Origin of the sequence: Enterobacteriaceae endosymbiont of Plateumaris sericea, assembly GCF_012562605.1 — a bacterium.
Classification (GTDB): domain Bacteria; phylum Pseudomonadota; class Gammaproteobacteria; order Enterobacterales; family Enterobacteriaceae.
Window position 1 is genome coordinate 499,390 of sequence record NZ_CP046224.1, and the last position, 17,538, is coordinate 516,927.

Genomic DNA, 17,538 nt, shown 5'->3' on the forward strand with positions numbered 1-17,538 from the left:
ATTAATATTTTTTTGTAAAATAAAAAATATTTTTTCTTAATAATATAAATCAATAATAATTTATTGGTTTTATTTTTAGAGAATGAAATTCTTGTTTTTCAAATTGTTCATTATTATTTAAAATTTTTTTATTTATTAATCCTTTTTCAATTTCTCTTAATGCTAAAACTGTTGTTTTATCATTTTCTTTAGATAATAAAGGACTTTTACCCCTTATTTGTATTTGTCTTGCTCTTTTTGCAGCTATAAGAATTAAATCAAAACGATTACCAATTTTTTTTATTGCATTTTCTACAGTTAATCTAGCCATTTTAAACCTATGTATAAAAATATAATATAAAAATAAATTAAAATTTATTCATTTAATAATTTATTAATAAGCTTATAATATATATTGAATTGTATTTTTGTTTTTAAATGTTCTGCATAAATAATATTTTTTAAATCAAATATTGCATCATGAATATTATTATTAATGATTAGATAATCATATTCATGATAATGATATATTTCTTTTTTTGATTGTAACATACGTTGGTTAATTATATCTATATGATCTTTTCCTCTAACATATAATCTTCTATATAATTCACTTATTGATGGAGGAAGTATAAATATACTACAAACTTGAAAATATTTTTTTCTAACTTGTATAGCTCCTTGCCAATCTATATTTAAAAAAATATCTATATTATTTTTTAATAAATTATTAATAGTTTTTTGAGAAGTACCATAATAATTTCCAAAAACTTTTGCATATTCTAAAAATTCATTATTTATTATCATTTTTTTAAATTTTTTTTTTGAGATAAAATGATAATCTTTACCATTTATTTCACCTATACGTTTTATTCTAGTTGTATAAGAAATTGATAATTTTATATTAAAATTTAATATATTATTTTTTAATAATAATTGTAAAAGCAATGATTTACCAGTACCACTAGGTGCTGAAATAATAAATAGATTTCCTGTAGTCATAATGTATTTAAATAAATATTAATATGTAAAAATTATAATTTATCCATAGAATATTATTTATAAATAATATTAATTATGCAATATCTAAAATCCTGAAATTGTCATTTCTTCTATAAGAATAGATCCACATTGTATAGAATTTCTTTTTTCAATATCATTACTAATATCTAAAATAGATAACCATATTTTTTTTAAGTTTGAAGATATTGTAATTTCACTTACTGGAAATTTTATTTTTCCATTTTCAACCCAAAAACCACATACTCCACGAGAATAATCTCCTGTAATATTATTAACTCCATTTGACATTAATTCAGTTACAATTAAACCATTATTCATTTTTTTTATTAAAGTATTATAATTTATATTATTTTTACTATTAATATACCAATTATATATTCCTCCAGCATGTCCATTAGTTTCTAAATTTAATTTATTTGCTGTATAATTATTCAATAACCATTTTTTTAATATTCCATTTTCTACTATCATTGTTTTTTTTGTATATACTCCTTCATTATCAAATGGTTTAGATCCTAATCCTTTTAAAACATGAGGATTTTCTATAATATTTAACCATTCTGGAAAAATTTTTTTATTTAATGAATTAAATAAAAAAGTTAGTTTTTGATAAACATAATATCCATTAATTAATTGAGCTAAATGTTTAAATAAAGAACATGATATTTCACTTGAAAAAATTATTGGAGATTTTTGAGTTTTAATTTTACAAGATCCTAATTTATTTAATGATTTTTTTGCACTATCTTTACCTAATATTTCAGGAGAATATAAATCTATAGTAGATCTTGAAATAGAATATGAATAATTACATTCCATTTTATTATTTTCTTTAGCTATAACAGATAGATATAATGAATAATAAGTAGAAATATAACTCTGCAATATTCCTAAACTATTTGCAAATATATGAATTATTGCGAAACTATTAAAATCTCCTCCATTACTATTAATAATACGTTTATCCATATTTAATGCAATTTCTTCACTTTCTTTAAGTACAAGAATATATTTCATATTATCTATTTTAGAAATATGAAAAAGATTTAAATCAATATTATCTAATGCTAATAATTTATACTTAGGCAATCCTAAACAGATATCGTATGATGTATAATTACTTAAATTTACTGCATGGTATATAGTATTTTTTATATTATTTATAGATAAATTATTAGTTTCAGCATAACCTTTTTGGTAATTTTTATATACATTAATAGAAAATGATTCATTATTATAAAATTCTGATGTTTCTATAATTCCATAACGAATATGAGTATTAAATCCAATAGTTTTTTTAATTGTTATTTCAAAATTTTGAATTTCTTTTTTAGCTAATATTGTAGAATCTAATGTTTTAGATTCTAATATATTACGTTGTTCTATAATTTTTGAGAATATTTCCATTTTTATTTTTTAATTATGTTTTTATATTATTTAATTATATATTACTCTTTGACATATTTAACAAATATTTGTTATTATTTAATAATTCATTATCATTAAAATTAAAGAATATATTATGACTTTAAATAAAGTATCTTCTGGAAATAAAATACCGGATGATATTAATGTTATTATTGAGATATCTTCTAATTCAAAACCAATAAAATATGAAGTAGATAAAAAATCAGGAATATTATTTGTCGATCGTTTTATTTCTACAACAATGTTTTATCCTTGTAATTATGGTTATATAAATAATACATTATCTTTAGATGGTGATCCTTTGGATGTATTAGTACCTACACAATATCCTATATTACCAGGATCTGTTATTAGATGTCGTCCTATTGGTATATTAAATATGATAGATGAATCTGGGGAAGATATTAAAATAATATCTGTTCCACATAAAAAAATTTCTCAAGAATATAATAATATTAATGATATAGATGATTTATCTATTTTTTTAAAAAAACAAATAACTCATTTTTTTCAACATTATAAAGATTTAGAAAATGGTAAATGGGTTAAAATTAATAAATGGGATAATATAGATATTGCTAAAAAAGAAATTTTATCTTCTATTAATAGATTTAAAAAAAAATATTGTTGATTTTTTTAAACTATTTATTTTTTTAAAAATATTTATCTATAATATTTTATATATTACAAAAATTTTATAAATAATTAAATAATTTTTTAAAAATAAAAATATATTCTTAATATAAATATTATTTAATTGTTATTAATTTTATTTTTTATAAAAAATAAATATTTTATTTATAAAAAATATTAAATATAAAAAATATTTAATTTAATAATATATATCAAAAAATTTTTTTATAAAAATTAATACATTTTAAATTTAATTTAAAATATTTTTTAATCTGTAATTTTATTAACTATAAATATTATTTATTTATATAGATCGATCATTTTAATTTTAAAATTCTTGGAATAAGAATGAATGTAAATTATATTTTTATTACTGGAGGAGTTACTTCTTCTTTAGGAAAAGGAATTATTATAGCTTCATTAGCTTCAATTCTTGAAAATAGAGGTTTAAAAGTAACTCTAATTAAATTAGATCCATATATTAATATGGATGCTAGTACTATAAATCCTACTCAAAATGGAGAAATATTTGTTACTAGTGATGGCGCTGAAACTAATTTAGATCTTGGATATTATGAAAGATTTATAACAACAAAAATGTCTCGTAATAATAATTTTACTGCTGGTTATATATATTCTGAAGTCTTAAAAAAAGAAAGACAAGGAGCTTATCTTGGAGTAACAATTAAAGTTATTCCTCATATTACTAATGCTATAAAGAAACATATAACTAAATTAGGAAAAAAAAAATATGATATAATATTAGTAGAAGTTGGAGGTATAGTTGAAGATATAGAATCTTTACCTTTTCTTGAAGCGATTCGTCAAATGGCAGTTGATATAGGTAAAGATAAAATAATTTATATTCATTTAATTTTATTACCATATATAAAAAATGTTAAAGAAATTAAAATTAAACCCACACAGTATTCTATTAAAAAATTATTATCAATAGGAATTCAACCAGATGTATTAATTTGTAGATCTAATTATTCATTATCTAATCTTGAAAAAATTAAAATTGCATCATTTTATAATTTATCAAAACAAGTAATTATTTCTTTAAAAGATGTTAGTTCTATTTATAAAATACCTATTTTATTAAAAAAACAAGGTTTAGATAATTATGTGTGTAATAAATTTAAATTTAATTTACGAGATACTAAACTTACTAAATGGAAAAAAATACTTAATACAGAATTAAATTCTAAAGGATATGTTAATATAAGTATAGTAGGAAAATATACTAAATTACCAGATGCATATAAATCGGTAATAGAAGCATTAAAACATGGAGGATTAAAAAATCAAGTACATGTAAATATTCATTTAATTAATTCTGAATTAATAGAAATAGAAGGAATAAATATTTTAAATAAGTTTGATGGTATTTTAATTCCTGGGGGTTTTGGTTCTAGAGGTATTCAAGGAAAATTAAAAACTGTACAATATGCAAGAAAAAAAAATATTCCTTATTTTGGAATATGTTTAGGTATGCATATAGCTTTAATTGAATTTGCACGTAATGTTGTTGGTATGATTGATACTGATTCAACTGAATTTAATTCAAATTGTAAAAATCCTATTATAAAATTGATTAGTAAAAATAATTATTTTAATATAAAAAAATTACAAAAAAAAATGAGATTAGGAAATAAACAATGTAAATTAAACAAATTAAGTTTATCATATCAACTGTATAATTCTAGCTATATTATTGAAAGACATCGTCATCAATATAAAGTAAATAATTTATTAATTAATAAGCTTATCCAATATGGTTTATTAATAGCAGGAAGATCAATAGATAAATCATTTATTGAAATTATTGAAATTCCTAATCATCCATGGTTTATCGGTTGTCAATTTCATCCAGAATTTATTTCTAATCCTCATAATGGACATCCATTATTTATAGGATTTATTAAAGCTGCGATGAAAAAAATTAACCTAAATTAAATTTTTAAATAGGATAAAAATGTCTAAAATAAAAAGAATTATTGGTAGAGAAATAATAGACTCTAGAGGAAATCCAACTGTTGAAGCAGAAGTACAATTAAAAAATGGATCTATTGGTATAGCTTCTGTACCATCTGGAGCTTCAATTGGTTCAAAAGAAGCAATAGAATTACGTGATAATGATAAACATCGTTTTTTAGGTAAAGGAGTTTTAAAAGCTGTTAATTCAGTTAATAAACATATAAATAAAATTTTAATAAATCAAGATTCTTTAGATCAAATTAATATTGATAATCTTATGATTAATTTAGATGGTACAGAAAAAAAATCTGTTTTAGGAGCAAATGCTATTTTAGCTGTATCATTAGCAAATGCTAGAGCAGCTTCTGTTTTTAAAAAAATCCCATTATATCAATATATATCTGATATCAATGGCACATTAAATAATTTTACAATGCCATTACCAATGATTAATATTATTAATGGGGGAAAGCATGCAGATAATAATCTTGATATTCAAGAATTTATGATACAACCTATTTGTGCAAAAAATATAAAAGAAGCAATTAAAATTGGATCAGAAATTTTTCATCATTTATATAAAGTATTAAAATCTTATAAATTAATTACTTCTGTAGGAGACGAAGGTGGTTTTGCACCAAACTTAAATAAAAATAGTGATGCATTTGATATTATTTCTGAAGCTATAAAAAATTCTGGATATATTTTAGGAAAAGATATTATTTTTGCCATAGATTGTGCTGCTTCTGAATTATTTTATAATAAAAAATATCATTTAAAAGGTGAAGGATTAAATTTAAATTTTAAAGAATTAACTCATTTTTTTTCTAATTTAATAAAAAAATATCCTATTTTTTCTATAGAAGATGGATTAGATGAATCTGATTGGGAAGGATTTGCTTACCAAACAAAAAAATTAGGAAATAAAATTCAATTAGTTGGTGATGATTTATTTGTAACTAATACAAAACTTTTAAAAAAAGGTATAAAACTTGGTATAGCTAATGCAATTTTAATAAAACCTAACCAAATAGGTTCTTTATCAGAAACATTATCTACTATTAAAATAGCAAAAGAAAAAGGATATAAAACAATAATATCCCATCGTTCTGGAGAAACAGAAGATACTTTTATTGCAGATTTATCTGTAGGTGTTAGTGCAGGACAAATAAAAACAGGCTCAATGAGTCGTTCAGAAAGAACAGCTAAATATAATCAATTAATAAGAATAGAAGAAAAACTAAACGGTTTAGCTCCTTTAGAACCTTTTAAACATACATAATTTTATTAAATAAAAATTTATAAATTTTTATTTTTATTATCAATATATGAAATATAATAATAAATTATTATTGTTGCTATGAAAAAATATAAAGAAAAAAAAATAATAAAATGGTTGAAAAAACAAAGTATATTTACAAATAAATTATTAAAATTTTCTTTTTTATTAAATATTTTAAATACAAGTATAATAATTTTCCAAAATTGGATTTTAGCAATCCAAGTACAATATTTATTTTTTCAAGGAAAAGAAAAAAAAATATTTTATTATTATATAATATTATTTTTATGTTTTATAATTAGATCATTATTAAATCTTATAATTAATAATATTAATTATAATTATGGTCAGTTAGTTAAAAATACTATTAGAAAAAAAATTCTAGATAAATTTGAAGAAATTTATATAGCTAATATAAAAAATAAAACATTAGGTAGCATATTATCACTTATAATAGATCAAACTGAAAATTTACAAGATTTTTATAGTAAATATATTCCTCAATTATTAGTATCTATTATATCTCCAATAATAATATTGATATCAATATCATTTATTAGTTGGCTTGCAAGTTTATTATTAATGATAATTAGTATATTTACTATACTTTTCATTATTTTAATTGGTAGTCAAACAATTAAAAAAAGTAAAAAAAATTTTAAAATATTATCTATCTTAAATGGTTTATTTTTAGATAGATTACTAGGTATAGAAACAATACGTTTATTTAATTTAAGTAAAATAGAAATTAATAAAATTACTATTTATATTGAAAAATTTAGAAAAAAAAATATGGAAATATTAAAAATTGCTTTTTTAACATCTGCTATTTTAGAATTTTTTTCTTCTATTTCATTAGCTTCTGTTTCTATTTATTTTAGTTTTTCATATTTAAATATAATTAATTTAGGTTTTTATGGAAATAAAATAACAATATTTAATGGTTTTTTTATATTAATTTTAATTTCTGAATATTTTCAATATTTTATTAATTTAGGATTACTGTATCATATTAAATCTAAATCTATAGGTGCAGCAGATTTAATTTTACAATTTTTTAAAACTTATCCTAGAAAAAAATATTTAAAAATAAATAATTCATCTTTTAACACAAAAAATATTATTATAATAGCTAAAAAATTAATAGTAAAAAGTTTAGAGGGTAATATATTAATAGGACCACTTTCATTTAAAATTTTTAATGGAGAACGTATAGCAATAATAGGTCCTAGTGGTTGTGGAAAAAGTACATTATTTAATGTTTTTTTAGGTTTTTTACCATATAATGGATCATTAAAAATTAATGATATTGAACTAAAAAATATAAATTTAAATAATTGGTATAAAAAAATATCTTGGGTAGGACAAAATCCTGGTCTTCCTTCAAAAACAATACGAGAAAATTTATTTTTTAATAAAAATATTGATATAAAAAAAATACAAAATATTATTAAAATTACAGGTATACAAAAATTTTTAAAAGATTTTCCTGATGGTTTGGATACAATTATTGGTGAACAAAATATTAGATTATCAGTAGGTCAAATACAAAGAATAATTATAGCAAGAGCATTAATTAAAAATCATAATTTATTATTATTAGATGAACCTACTGCTCATATTGATATGAATAGTGAAAAAGATATTATAAATTCTTTATATAGTTTTCAATATACGAAAACAATTTTAATGATAACACATAAATTATATCAAATCAAATTCTGTAATCAAGTATGGAAAATGAATCATGGAAAAATTATACAAAAATTAAATATAAAAAAATTATAAAATAAAAAATTTTAAATATGTGAAATAGGAATTATAACTAAGTGTTATATTTATTATATTTTTTAAAAAATCATAAAAAATATGTAAAAATTCTTTTTTTTGGTATATTATTAACAATAATTACTAATTTAATGAGTATTTTTTTATCAGTTATATCAGGTTGGTTATTAACTTCTACTTTTTTATTTACCATTATAAATAATGGTCTTAATTATAATTATATAGTTCCTTCAGCTATTATTAGATTAATTTCAATAATAAAAACCGTTACAAAATATTTTGAAAAAATTATAAAACATGATAATACTTTATATTTATTAAAAAATTTAAGAATTATTATTTTTCGTAAAATTTTTCCTTTATATCCTTCTAATTTAGAATGTTTAAACAATATTAATATATTAAATACATTAATTTCAGATATTGAAATTTTAGATTTTTTATATATACAAATTATATCTCCTATTATTAGTTTATTTATAACAACTATAATCATATTAATTAGTTTAAGTTTTTTTAGTTTTTTATTATCTATTATACTTTCTTTAATTTTATTTTTTTCATTATTATTACATACAATATATTTTTATAATTTAGGTAAACTAATAGGAAAAAATAATATTTATTTTAGAAATGAATATTATTTTTATATGAGTAACTATTTATATTATCAAACAGAATATAGAATATTTGAAGGTATCAATATAATTAGGAAAAAAATTAATTTTTTAGAAATACAATGGCAAAAAATACAATATAAAAAAAACAATTATAATTCACAATCACAATCAATAATAATTATTATTAATGGAATTAATATATTAATATTATTAATATATAGTAAATTATATTTATTTAATAATTTTAATTCTAAATTTTATATTATATCTTTTTTACTTTGTTTAATTACATTATCTAATATGTTATTACCTATAGGTAATATTTTTCATAATATTAGTGAAATATTATTTTCAGCTAAAAAAGTTTTTATGATTATAAATCAAAAACCAATAATAAATTTTTTAAAAATAAATAAAAATTTAAAAAAAAATAATAATATTATTATTAATATAAATAATATTTCTTTTCATTATCCTCAACAACCTTTATTAATTTTAAAAAATTTATCTTTATTTATAAATAATAATGATAAAATAGCTATTACTGGACATAATGGTTGTGGTAAATCAACATTATTAATGTTATTAACTAGAGCTTGGGATCCCGTTAAAGGAATAATTTTTTTAAATAATATTGATTTAAAATTATGGGATTTATCTCTTTTAAGACAAAATATAAGTGTAATAAATCAACGTATATATTTATTTAGTGATACATTAAAAAATAATTTATTATTAAATAAACAAAATAATTGTAATATTAATTATCAATATTTAATAAAAATTATAAATCTTGTAGGATTAAATAAATTAATTGATAACAACAAACAAGGTTTAGATTTATGGATGGGAGAAGGAGGAAGAAGTTTATCAGGTGGAGAATTAAAAAGATTAGCTATTGCAAGAGCAATATTACATGATGGAAATTTAATATTATTAGATGAACCAACAGAAGGTTTAGATAATACTACATCTTGTAAAATTTTAAAATTAATATTTTCTATATTTAAAGAAAAAACAATAGTAATTATTACTCATAATATTAATATTATTAAAAATATGGATTGTATATATTTTATGGATAATGGTCGTTTTATTGAAAAAGGACATCATAATTACTTAATTAATAAAAAGGGTAAATATTGGAATTATATAAAGAATAATATAATAAATAATAAAAAAACATTTAAATATTAAATAATAAAGGAAATAAATTAATGTCAAAATCAGATAATATAGAAATGCAAGGAATAGTTTTAAATACATTACCTAATACTGTATTTCATGTAAAATTAGAAAATGGACATATAGTTACTGCTCATATTTCAGGAAAAATGAGAAAAAATTATATAAAAATACTTACAGGAGATAAAGTTACTGTAGAATTAACACCTTACGATTTAAGTAGAGGAAGAATAATTTTTCGTAGTCGTTAATTTTTATTAAAATATTAAAGTATTTTAATAAATTTAAAAATTTTTCCTTAAATAATTTTGGGCGTCTAAAGCAGCCATACAACCAGTAGCAGCTGACGTAATAGCTTGTCTATAAACATTATCCATTACATCACCAGCAGCAAAAATACCTGAAATACTAGTTTGTGTAAAATTAAATTTATTTTTTGATATACGATTAGTAATAATATATCCATTATTATCTAATTTTAATGAATTTTTAAATACATTAGTATTTGGTATAGTTCCTATAGAAATAAAAATACCATATAAATTTATTATTTTATAATTTTCTGTATTTACAGAAGAACAAATTTTTATTCCTGTTACTCCAAATTTATCACCTAATATTTCTTTTACTATATAAGGATAATGTAATTTAATATTATTATTTTTTACTTTGTCTAATAATTTACTAATTAATATTTTTTCAGCACTAAAATAAGGTTTTCGATGTATTAAATGAACTTCTGAAGCAATATTAGATAAATATAAAGCTTCTTCTATGGCTGTATTACCACCACCTATTACAGCAATTTTTTTATTATAATAAAAAGATCCATCACAAATAGCACAAGAAGAAATACCTTTTCCTATAAATTTTTTTTCTGAATCTAAACCTAAAAATTTTGGTATTGCTCCTGTAGCAATAATTAAACTATCACATGTATATTTAAAAAAATTTCCTGTTAAAAAAAAAGGCTTTTGTTTTAAATCTACTTTTAATATATAATCATTAATCATATTAGTTTTAAAATATAATGCATGATTAGATAAATTATCCATTAATTTATTACCAGAAATATTAGGAAAATTTCCGGGCCAATTTTCTACATTAGTAGTTTTAGTTAATTGTCCACCTATATCTATTCCTGTTATTAAAGTTGGATTTAAATTTGCTCTTGCAGAATATATAGCTGCAGTATATCCTGCTGGTCCAGAACCTAAAATTAAAAGTTTTGTATGTTGTATATTATTCATAAATATTTATATTTCTGTTATATTTTATCTAAAGTTATTTATATAAATTTTTTTATTTATTATTAACTAATTATATTAATTACATATTAATTAATATAATATATTAATTAATAATTAATGATATTAAAATAATTCATTATTATTATAAAACATCAAAAGAAAAAAATATATAAGGTATTAAAATATATGTTAGATCCTAATTTATTTCGTTATAATATAGATTATTTATCTCAAATTCTTAAAAAAAGGAATTTTATTTTAGATAAAAAATTAATAAGTGAATTAGAAAAAAAAAGAAAAAATTTACAAATTAAAATAGAAAAATTACAAATAGAAAAAAAAAATAAATCTAAAAAATTAATAAAAAAAATTTTTATTAATCTTGATCATTTAAAACATCAAATTAATAAAATTAATAATGAATTATCTTTTTTAAAATTAGAATTAATTGCTATTAAAAAAAATATAAAAAATATATATGATATTATTCCAAATATTCCATCCGATGATGTTCCTTATGGTAAAAATAGTAAAGATAATAAAGAAATAAAAAAATATGGAAAAATTTTATTTTATGATTTTCCAATTAAAGATCATGTAGAATTAGGGTTATTAAATAACGGAATTGACCTTGAATCAGGAATTATGCTAAGTGGATCAAAATTTATAGTTATGAGAGGATTAATAGCTTACTTACATAGAATTTTAATTCAGTTTATGTTAGATTTACATGTTTTTCATCATAATTATGAAGAAATTTATGTTCCTTATATAGTTAATGATAAAGTTTTATATGGTACTGGACAATTACCAAAATTTAGTGATGATATTTTTCATATAAAATCAATAAAACATTATGATAAAAATAAATATTCTTTAATTCCTACAGCAGAAGTTCCTTTAACTAATATAGTTTATAATAAAATAATAAAAGAAAATGAATTACCAATAAAATTAGTAGCACATAGTCCATGTTTTCGTTCTGAAGTAGGTTCTTATGGTAAATATAATAAAGGATTAATTCGTACACATCAATTTGATAAAGTTGAATTAGTACAATTAGTACGTCCTGAAGATTCTTCAAAAACATTAGAAATTATTACACAACATGCAGAAAAAGTACTTAAACTTTTAGAATTACCTTATAGAAAAATGCTTTTATGTACAGGAGATATGGGTTTTGCTTCTAGTAAAACATATGATTTAGAAGTATGGTTTCCATCAAAACAAAAGTATTATGAAATCTCTTCTTGTTCTAATATGTCTGATTTTCAATCTAGAAGAATAAAAGCAAGATATAAAACAAAAACAAATGAAAATATTTTTATTCATACATTAAATGGATCTGGATTAGCTGTTGGAAGAACTTTAGCTGCTATAATGGAAAATTATCAATTAAAAGATGGTAGTATCAAAATACCTAATATTTTAAAACCATATATGAAAAGATTACCTATAAAAGGTAAATAATAATTAATTTTTAAAAACTATATATTTAAAAATTTTGTTCAAATAAAAGTTTAATAGTATGATATAAATCAATAGTTTTAAATAAACGTGTTGGAACAACAAAAATAGTATCATCTCCAGCAATAGTTCCAAGAATTCCTTCTGCTTTACCTAAAGAATCTAATAAACGTGCTATTAATTGAGCAGCACCTGGACTAGTATGAATAATAATTAAAATATCATTATAATCAATATCTAAAACTAAATTTTTTAAAGGACTAGTAGTATTTGGTACTCCTAAATCTAAAGGAAAACAATAAACCATTTCCATTTTTGCATTTCTAGTTCTGACAGCACCAAGTTTTGTTAACATTCTAGAAACTTTAGATTGATTAATATTATTAAAACCTTCTTCTTGTAAAGCATGTACAATTTCAATTTGTGTACTAAATTTCTCTTCTTTAATTAAATTTTTAAATATTTCTATTAAAAATGCTTCTTTTTTTTTTATAGAAGTAGTACGCATAAAGTCACCAATATTATAAAAAATAATATCATTTTTATATATGACTAAAACTATTAGCATTGTAAATAAAAAAATTTTTTATTTTCTATAAATAAATTAAATACCGATGTTTTAATTAATTATTTTAATCTAAAATTATTTTAAATGTCAATAAATATTTAATTATTATCAATAAAAAATGAATTTTTTAATTATAAAGATAAATTGATTTTACTAATTAACTATATTATCATATATTTGATATAACATTAAATTATTTTATAAAAAATAAATATTTTTTATAAAATTTATATTTTAGGTAATTTTTTAATATGTATCATTTTAAAAATAAAATAAAAAATAATCATAAGTGGTATCTTATTGATGCTAAAGAAAAAATTTTAGGTAGATTAGCTACAATAATAGCTCATTATTTAATGGGTAAACATAAAACCACTTACAGTCCTCATATAGATGGAGGTGATTATATTACTATAATTAATGCAGAAAAAATTAAAGTTACAGGTAGTAAAAGAAAAAATAAAATATACTATAATCATAGTGGATATTCTGGTGGAATAAAAAAAATATCATTAAATGAATTAATAATTAAGCATCCTACTAGAGTAATAAAATATGCAGTAAAAGGAATGTTACCTAAAAACAAAATAGGTTATTTAATATTAAATAGATTAAAGATATATTCTGGAATTAAACATAAACATACTGCTCAAAAACATTATATTTTAAATATTTAATTGGATAATTATAATGATTGTATATAAAGATTATGCAACAGGAAGAAGAAAAAGTTCTTCTGCTAGAGTTTTTCTTAAAAAAGGTAATGGATTAATTAATATAAATAATAAATCTTTGGATAAATATTTTTCTAGAAATACATCTAAAATGATAGTTTTACAACCTTTAGAATTATTAAAAATTAATAATAAATTAGATCTATATATTACAGTTAAAGGTGGAGGTATTTCAGGTCAAGCAGGGGCTATACGTCATGGAATTACTAGAGCTTTAATAAAATATAATAATACTTATAAAGCAGAATTAAGAAAAGCAGGATTTATTACTCGTGATGATCGTAAAGTAGAACGAAAAAAAGTAGGATTTAAAAAAGCTAGAAAAAGTTCTCAATTTTCTAAACGTTAATAAATTATTATTTATTCTTAATATAAAAATATTTTATTTATTATTGATAATATCAAAATTATAATTTTTCATTATTAATTACTTATTTTTTTAAAAAATTTATTTTTTTATAGTTATTTGAAAAATGTAAAATTCTTTATTATAGAGAATAATTAAATGGATAAATTTATTATTAAAGGACCTGTAAAACTTAAAGGACAAGTAATTATTTCTGGTTCTAAGAATGCAGCATTACCAATATTATTTGCATCACTTTTAATTAAAGAACCAGTAGAAATAAAAAATATTCCTAAATTAAAAGATATTGATATAGCAATCAAAATTTTAATTAAATTAGGAGTTAATATTAAGAAAAAAAAAACATTAATAATAGATGCTAGTAATATACTACGATATGATCCACCTTCTTATTTAATTAAATCAATTAGAGCATCAATTTGGATTTTAAGTCCATTATTAGCTAGACTTGGTCAAGTAGATATAGCATTTCCTGGAGGATGTTCTATTGGTAATAGACCTATTGATTTACACATAAATAGTTTACAAATATTAGGAGCAAAAATTAATGTAAAAAAAAATCATATTAAAGGATGTCTTAAAAAAAAATTTATAGGTAAAATAATACATATGAAAAATGTTAGTGTAGGAGCAACGATTACTATAATATTAGCAGCTACATTAGCATCCAATATTACTATTATAGAAAATTCAGCTAAAGAACCAGAAATAAAAGATTTAGCTAATTTTTTAAATCAAATGGGAGCTAATATACAGGGAGCAGGGACAAATAAAATTATTATTGAAGGAGTAAAAAAATTAAAAGGAGGTATTTATACTATAATATCTGATAGAATAGAAACAGGTACTTTTTTAGTAGCAGCTGCAATATGTAGGAGTAAAATATTATGTAAAAATACTAACCCTAATAATTTAAATATAGTTTTAAATAAATTATACCAAACTGGTGCTGAAATTAAAATAGGAAAAAATTGGTGTAGTATTAATATGCATGGTCAAAGACCAAAGTCAGTAAATATAACAACAGGTCCTTATCCTAATTTTCCCACTGATATGCAATCACAATTTGCATTATTAAATTTAGTATCAAATGGTATTAGTATAATTAAGGAAAATATTTTTGAAAATCGTTTTATGTATGTACCAGAATTAATACGTATGGGTGCAAATATAATATTAAAAAATAATATATTAAAATGTAAGGGAGTTAAATTACTTTCTAGTGCTGAAGTTATAGCAACAGATTTAAGAGCTTCTGTAAGTTTAGTATTAGCTGGATGTATTGCTTCTGGAATTACTGTAATTAATAATATTTCTCATATAGATCGAGGATATGAAAATATTGAAAAAAAGCTTTCTAATTTAGGTGCACAAATTCAAAGAGTAAAATATTAAAATAATATTTTTTATATAACATATTAATAAATAAGGAAATATATACATGTATGCTATTTTTAATAATGGTGGAAAACAATATAAAGTTATAGAAGGACAAATTATAAAATTAGAAAAAATTAAAGGTAATATAGGAGAAGAAATAAAATTTAATAAAATATTACTAATACATAATAAAAATAATTTTAAAATAGGACAACCATTAGTTACAGGAGCGTCAATAAAAGCTAAATTAATTTCTCATAAACGAGATAAAAAAATTAAAATAATTAAATTTCATAGAAGAAAACATTTTTGTAAAATACAAGGACATCGTCAATTTATAACTACTATTAAAATAATTAAAATTCAAATTTAATATATAAGAGGTATAGTTTATGGCACATAAAAAAGCTGGTGGTTCTTCAAGAAATGGTAGAGATTCACATTCTAAAAGATTAGGAGTAAAACATTTTGGAGGAGAAAAAATAAAAGCAGGATCTATTATTGTACGTCAGAGAGGAACAAAATTTCATGCTGGTGAAAATGTAGGATGTGGTAGAGATCATACTTTATTTGCTATAAAAAATGGAATAGTAAAATTTATAATTAAAGGAATAAAACGTAAAAAATATATTCATATAATAACTATATAAAAAATTTATTTCTTTGTATAATATTTATAAAATTTTTTTATAAAATTAAATTTTTAAAAAACATACTTATCCAATTTTGAATATATTAAACTTATAATTATTAAAATTATTTAATTTGGAGGAGTAATAGTGAAATTTTTTGATGAAGCAAAAATATTTGTAACAGCAGGTAAAGGAGGAGACGGATGTATTAGTTTTTTAAGAGAAAAATATATATCTAAAGGTGGACCTAATGGGGGTAATGGTGGTAATGGTGGTAATATTTATTTATTAACTGATCATAATATCAATACACTAAATAAATTTCATGTAAAAAATAATTATTTTGCTGAAAATGGGTTTTCTGGAGAAAAAAATCAATGTACAGGTAAAAAAGGAAAAGATTTAATTTTAACGATTCCAATAGGAACAAGAATTATTGATTTACAAAAAAAAAAAATATTAGCTAATTTAAATGAAAACAATCAAAAAATTTTAATTGTTAGAGGTGGTAAATACGGTTTAGGTAATATAAATTTTAAAACTTCTATTAATAGAACTCCTTATCAAAATACAAAAGGTAGTTTAGGACAAAGAAAAATTTTAAAATTAGAATTAATTTTAATAGCTGATGTAGGAATGTTAGGTCTTCCTAATACAGGTAAATCAACATTTGTTCAAAATGTATCTAAAGCAAAAACTAAAATTGGTAATTATCCATTTACTACAATTAAACCTATATTAGGAGTGGTTAAAAATAATATTGGTAATTCTTTTTTAATAGCAGATATTCCTGGAATTATTAAAAATGCTTCATTAGGAAAAGGTTTAGGTTTAAATTTTTTAAAACATTTAGAAAGATGTCATTTATTATTACATTTAGTTGATATTTCTGATAAAAATGAAATGAATATTATTAATAATATTGATATTATCAATAATGAATTAAAAAAATTTAATCAAAATCTTTTTTTTAAAGAACAATGGTTAGTTTTTAATAAAATTGATTTATTAAAAAATAATAAAAAAATTGATATATATATCAAAAAAATATTAATAAAATTTAAATATATAAAAAAATATTATTTAATATCATCTAAAAATAAAATTGGAATAAAAAATTTATGTTGTAATATTTTTAAATATATAAAAAAAAATTATAATAAATAAATTTAATTTTATTAATTTAATTGTAAATTAAATAAATTTATTTGGATCATAAAAG

Annotated in this window: 18 protein-coding genes; 13 read left to right on the plus strand and 5 right to left on the minus strand. The window is 19.6% G+C overall.

Going from position 1 to position 17,538, the window contains the following annotated elements; all coding sequences use genetic code 11:
- Window positions 1-49 precede the first annotated feature (49 nt).
- The 3 genes from rpoZ to pmbA all read right to left on the minus strand — a co-directional run bounded on the left by rpoZ (window position 50) and on the right by pmbA (window position 2,409).
- A complete protein-coding gene (gene rpoZ, locus GJT84_RS02380) occupies window positions 50-310 on the minus strand; it encodes a DNA-directed RNA polymerase subunit omega (protein ID WP_168867328.1) in 261 nt (86 codons plus the stop codon).
- Between the two features lie 44 nt (window positions 311-354).
- The gene (gmk, locus tag GJT84_RS02385; protein WP_168867329.1) at window positions 355-981 is read right to left on the minus strand and encodes a guanylate kinase; all 627 of its coding nucleotides are present in this window, start codon (window positions 979-981) and stop codon (window positions 355-357) included.
- An 84-nt stretch (window positions 982-1,065) separates the two neighbouring features.
- The gene (pmbA, locus tag GJT84_RS02390; protein ID WP_168867330.1) at window positions 1,066-2,409 is read right to left on the minus strand and encodes a metalloprotease PmbA; all 1,344 of its coding nucleotides are present in this window, start codon (window positions 2,407-2,409) and stop codon (window positions 1,066-1,068) included.
- Window positions 2,410-2,524: 115 nt separating this feature from the next.
- On the opposite strand from pmbA, the gene ppa reads away from it, so the two are divergent.
- From ppa to infA, 6 genes are all read left to right on the plus strand, one after another.
- Entirely contained in the window at window positions 2,525-3,061 is a 537-nt protein-coding gene (gene ppa / locus GJT84_RS02395) for an inorganic diphosphatase (RefSeq protein ID WP_168867331.1), read from the plus strand.
- Between the two features lie 350 nt (window positions 3,062-3,411).
- Window positions 3,412-5,022, plus strand: coding sequence for a CTP synthase (pyrG, locus tag GJT84_RS02400; protein WP_168867332.1), 1,611 nt, complete (start codon window positions 3,412-3,414; stop codon window positions 5,020-5,022).
- Window positions 5,023-5,041: 19 nt separating this feature from the next.
- Window positions 5,042-6,325: a phosphopyruvate hydratase gene (eno, locus tag GJT84_RS02405; protein WP_168867333.1), complete on the plus strand. Its 1,284-nt coding sequence runs from the start codon at window positions 5,042-5,044 to the stop codon at window positions 6,323-6,325.
- Window positions 6,326-6,403: 78 nt separating this feature from the next.
- Window positions 6,404-8,113 carry an ATP-binding cassette domain-containing protein gene (locus GJT84_RS02410; protein WP_168867334.1) on the plus strand — a complete coding sequence of 570 codons (1,710 nt, stop codon included), beginning with the start codon at window positions 6,404-6,406 and terminating at the stop codon, window positions 8,111-8,113.
- 41 nt (window positions 8,114-8,154) lie between these two features.
- Window positions 8,155-9,930 carry an ATP-binding cassette domain-containing protein gene (locus tag GJT84_RS02415; RefSeq protein WP_168867335.1) on the plus strand — a complete coding sequence of 592 codons (1,776 nt, stop codon included), beginning with the start codon at window positions 8,155-8,157 and terminating at the stop codon, window positions 9,928-9,930.
- 20 nt (window positions 9,931-9,950) lie between these two features.
- Window positions 9,951-10,169: a translation initiation factor IF-1 gene (infA, locus tag GJT84_RS02420; RefSeq protein ID WP_168867336.1), complete on the plus strand. Its 219-nt coding sequence runs from the start codon at window positions 9,951-9,953 to the stop codon at window positions 10,167-10,169.
- Window positions 10,170-10,202: 33 nt separating this feature from the next.
- On the opposite strand, the gene trxB is transcribed toward infA, so the two are convergent.
- Complete coding sequence (gene trxB, locus GJT84_RS02425; RefSeq protein ID WP_168867337.1) at window positions 10,203-11,168, minus strand: thioredoxin-disulfide reductase; 966 nt, start codon at window positions 11,166-11,168, stop codon at window positions 10,203-10,205.
- 186 nt (window positions 11,169-11,354) lie between these two features.
- Between trxB and serS the strand changes: the two genes are divergently transcribed.
- Complete coding sequence (serS, locus tag GJT84_RS02430) at window positions 11,355-12,638, plus strand: serine--tRNA ligase (protein WP_168867338.1); 1,284 nt, start codon at window positions 11,355-11,357, stop codon at window positions 12,636-12,638.
- 25 nt (window positions 12,639-12,663) lie between these two features.
- Here serS and argR read toward each other — a convergent pair whose 3' ends face one another.
- A complete protein-coding gene (gene argR, locus GJT84_RS02435) occupies window positions 12,664-13,143 on the minus strand; it encodes a transcriptional regulator ArgR (protein ID WP_168867371.1) in 480 nt (159 codons plus the stop codon).
- Between the two features lie 311 nt (window positions 13,144-13,454).
- Here argR and rplM point away from each other — a divergent pair, with 311 nt between their 5' ends.
- The 6 genes from rplM to cgtA all read left to right on the plus strand — a co-directional run bounded on the left by rplM (window position 13,455) and on the right by cgtA (window position 17,483).
- Window positions 13,455-13,880 carry a 50S ribosomal protein L13 gene (gene rplM, locus GJT84_RS02440; RefSeq protein WP_168867339.1) on the plus strand — a complete coding sequence of 142 codons (426 nt, stop codon included), beginning with the start codon at window positions 13,455-13,457 and terminating at the stop codon, window positions 13,878-13,880.
- 13 nt (window positions 13,881-13,893) lie between these two features.
- Complete coding sequence (gene rpsI, locus GJT84_RS02445) at window positions 13,894-14,286, plus strand: 30S ribosomal protein S9 (protein WP_168867340.1); 393 nt, start codon at window positions 13,894-13,896, stop codon at window positions 14,284-14,286.
- Between the two features lie 156 nt (window positions 14,287-14,442).
- A complete protein-coding gene (gene murA / locus GJT84_RS02450) occupies window positions 14,443-15,699 on the plus strand; it encodes a UDP-N-acetylglucosamine 1-carboxyvinyltransferase (RefSeq protein WP_168867341.1) in 1,257 nt (418 codons plus the stop codon).
- Between the two features lie 46 nt (window positions 15,700-15,745).
- On the plus strand, window positions 15,746-16,057 hold the full coding sequence (gene rplU, locus GJT84_RS02455; RefSeq protein ID WP_168867342.1) for a 50S ribosomal protein L21: 312 nt from the start codon (window positions 15,746-15,748) through the stop codon (window positions 16,055-16,057).
- Window positions 16,058-16,076: 19 nt separating this feature from the next.
- The gene (gene rpmA, locus GJT84_RS02460; protein WP_168867343.1) at window positions 16,077-16,334 is read left to right on the plus strand and encodes a 50S ribosomal protein L27; all 258 of its coding nucleotides are present in this window, start codon (window positions 16,077-16,079) and stop codon (window positions 16,332-16,334) included.
- A 129-nt stretch (window positions 16,335-16,463) separates the two neighbouring features.
- A complete protein-coding gene (gene cgtA / locus GJT84_RS02465; RefSeq protein WP_168867344.1) occupies window positions 16,464-17,483 on the plus strand; it encodes an Obg family GTPase CgtA in 1,020 nt (339 codons plus the stop codon).
- Window positions 17,484-17,538: the final 55 nt, after the last annotated feature.

Coding starts and splice junctions, on each gene's coding strand:
- GJT84_RS02410 (WP_168867334.1), top strand. CDS start 6,404: ATGAAAAAATATAAAGAAAAAAAAATAATAAAATGGTTGAAAAAACAA.
- trxB (WP_168867337.1), bottom strand. CDS start 11,168: ATGAATAATATACAACATACAAAACTTTTAATTTTAGGTTCTGGACCA.
- rpmA (WP_168867343.1), top strand. CDS start 16,077: ATGGCACATAAAAAAGCTGGTGGTTCTTCAAGAAATGGTAGAGATTCA.
- murA (WP_168867341.1), top strand. CDS start 14,443: ATGGATAAATTTATTATTAAAGGACCTGTAAAACTTAAAGGACAAGTA.
- rpsI (WP_168867340.1), top strand. CDS start 13,894: ATGATTGTATATAAAGATTATGCAACAGGAAGAAGAAAAAGTTCTTCT.
- pmbA (WP_168867330.1), bottom strand. CDS start 2,409: ATGGAAATATTCTCAAAAATTATAGAACAACGTAATATATTAGAATCT.
- infA (WP_168867336.1), top strand. CDS start 9,951: ATGTCAAAATCAGATAATATAGAAATGCAAGGAATAGTTTTAAATACA.
- ppa (WP_168867331.1), top strand. CDS start 2,525: ATGACTTTAAATAAAGTATCTTCTGGAAATAAAATACCGGATGATATT.
- rplM (WP_168867339.1), top strand. CDS start 13,455: ATGTATCATTTTAAAAATAAAATAAAAAATAATCATAAGTGGTATCTT.
- eno (WP_168867333.1), top strand. CDS start 5,042: ATGTCTAAAATAAAAAGAATTATTGGTAGAGAAATAATAGACTCTAGA.
- argR (WP_168867371.1), bottom strand. CDS start 13,143: ATGCGTACTACTTCTATAAAAAAAAAAGAAGCATTTTTAATAGAAATA.
- serS (WP_168867338.1), top strand. CDS start 11,355: ATGTTAGATCCTAATTTATTTCGTTATAATATAGATTATTTATCTCAA.
- rpoZ (WP_168867328.1), bottom strand. CDS start 310: ATGGCTAGATTAACTGTAGAAAATGCAATAAAAAAAATTGGTAATCGT.
- pyrG (WP_168867332.1), top strand. CDS start 3,412: ATGAATGTAAATTATATTTTTATTACTGGAGGAGTTACTTCTTCTTTA.
- gmk (WP_168867329.1), bottom strand. CDS start 981: ATGACTACAGGAAATCTATTTATTATTTCAGCACCTAGTGGTACTGGT.
- rplU (WP_168867342.1), top strand. CDS start 15,746: ATGTATGCTATTTTTAATAATGGTGGAAAACAATATAAAGTTATAGAA.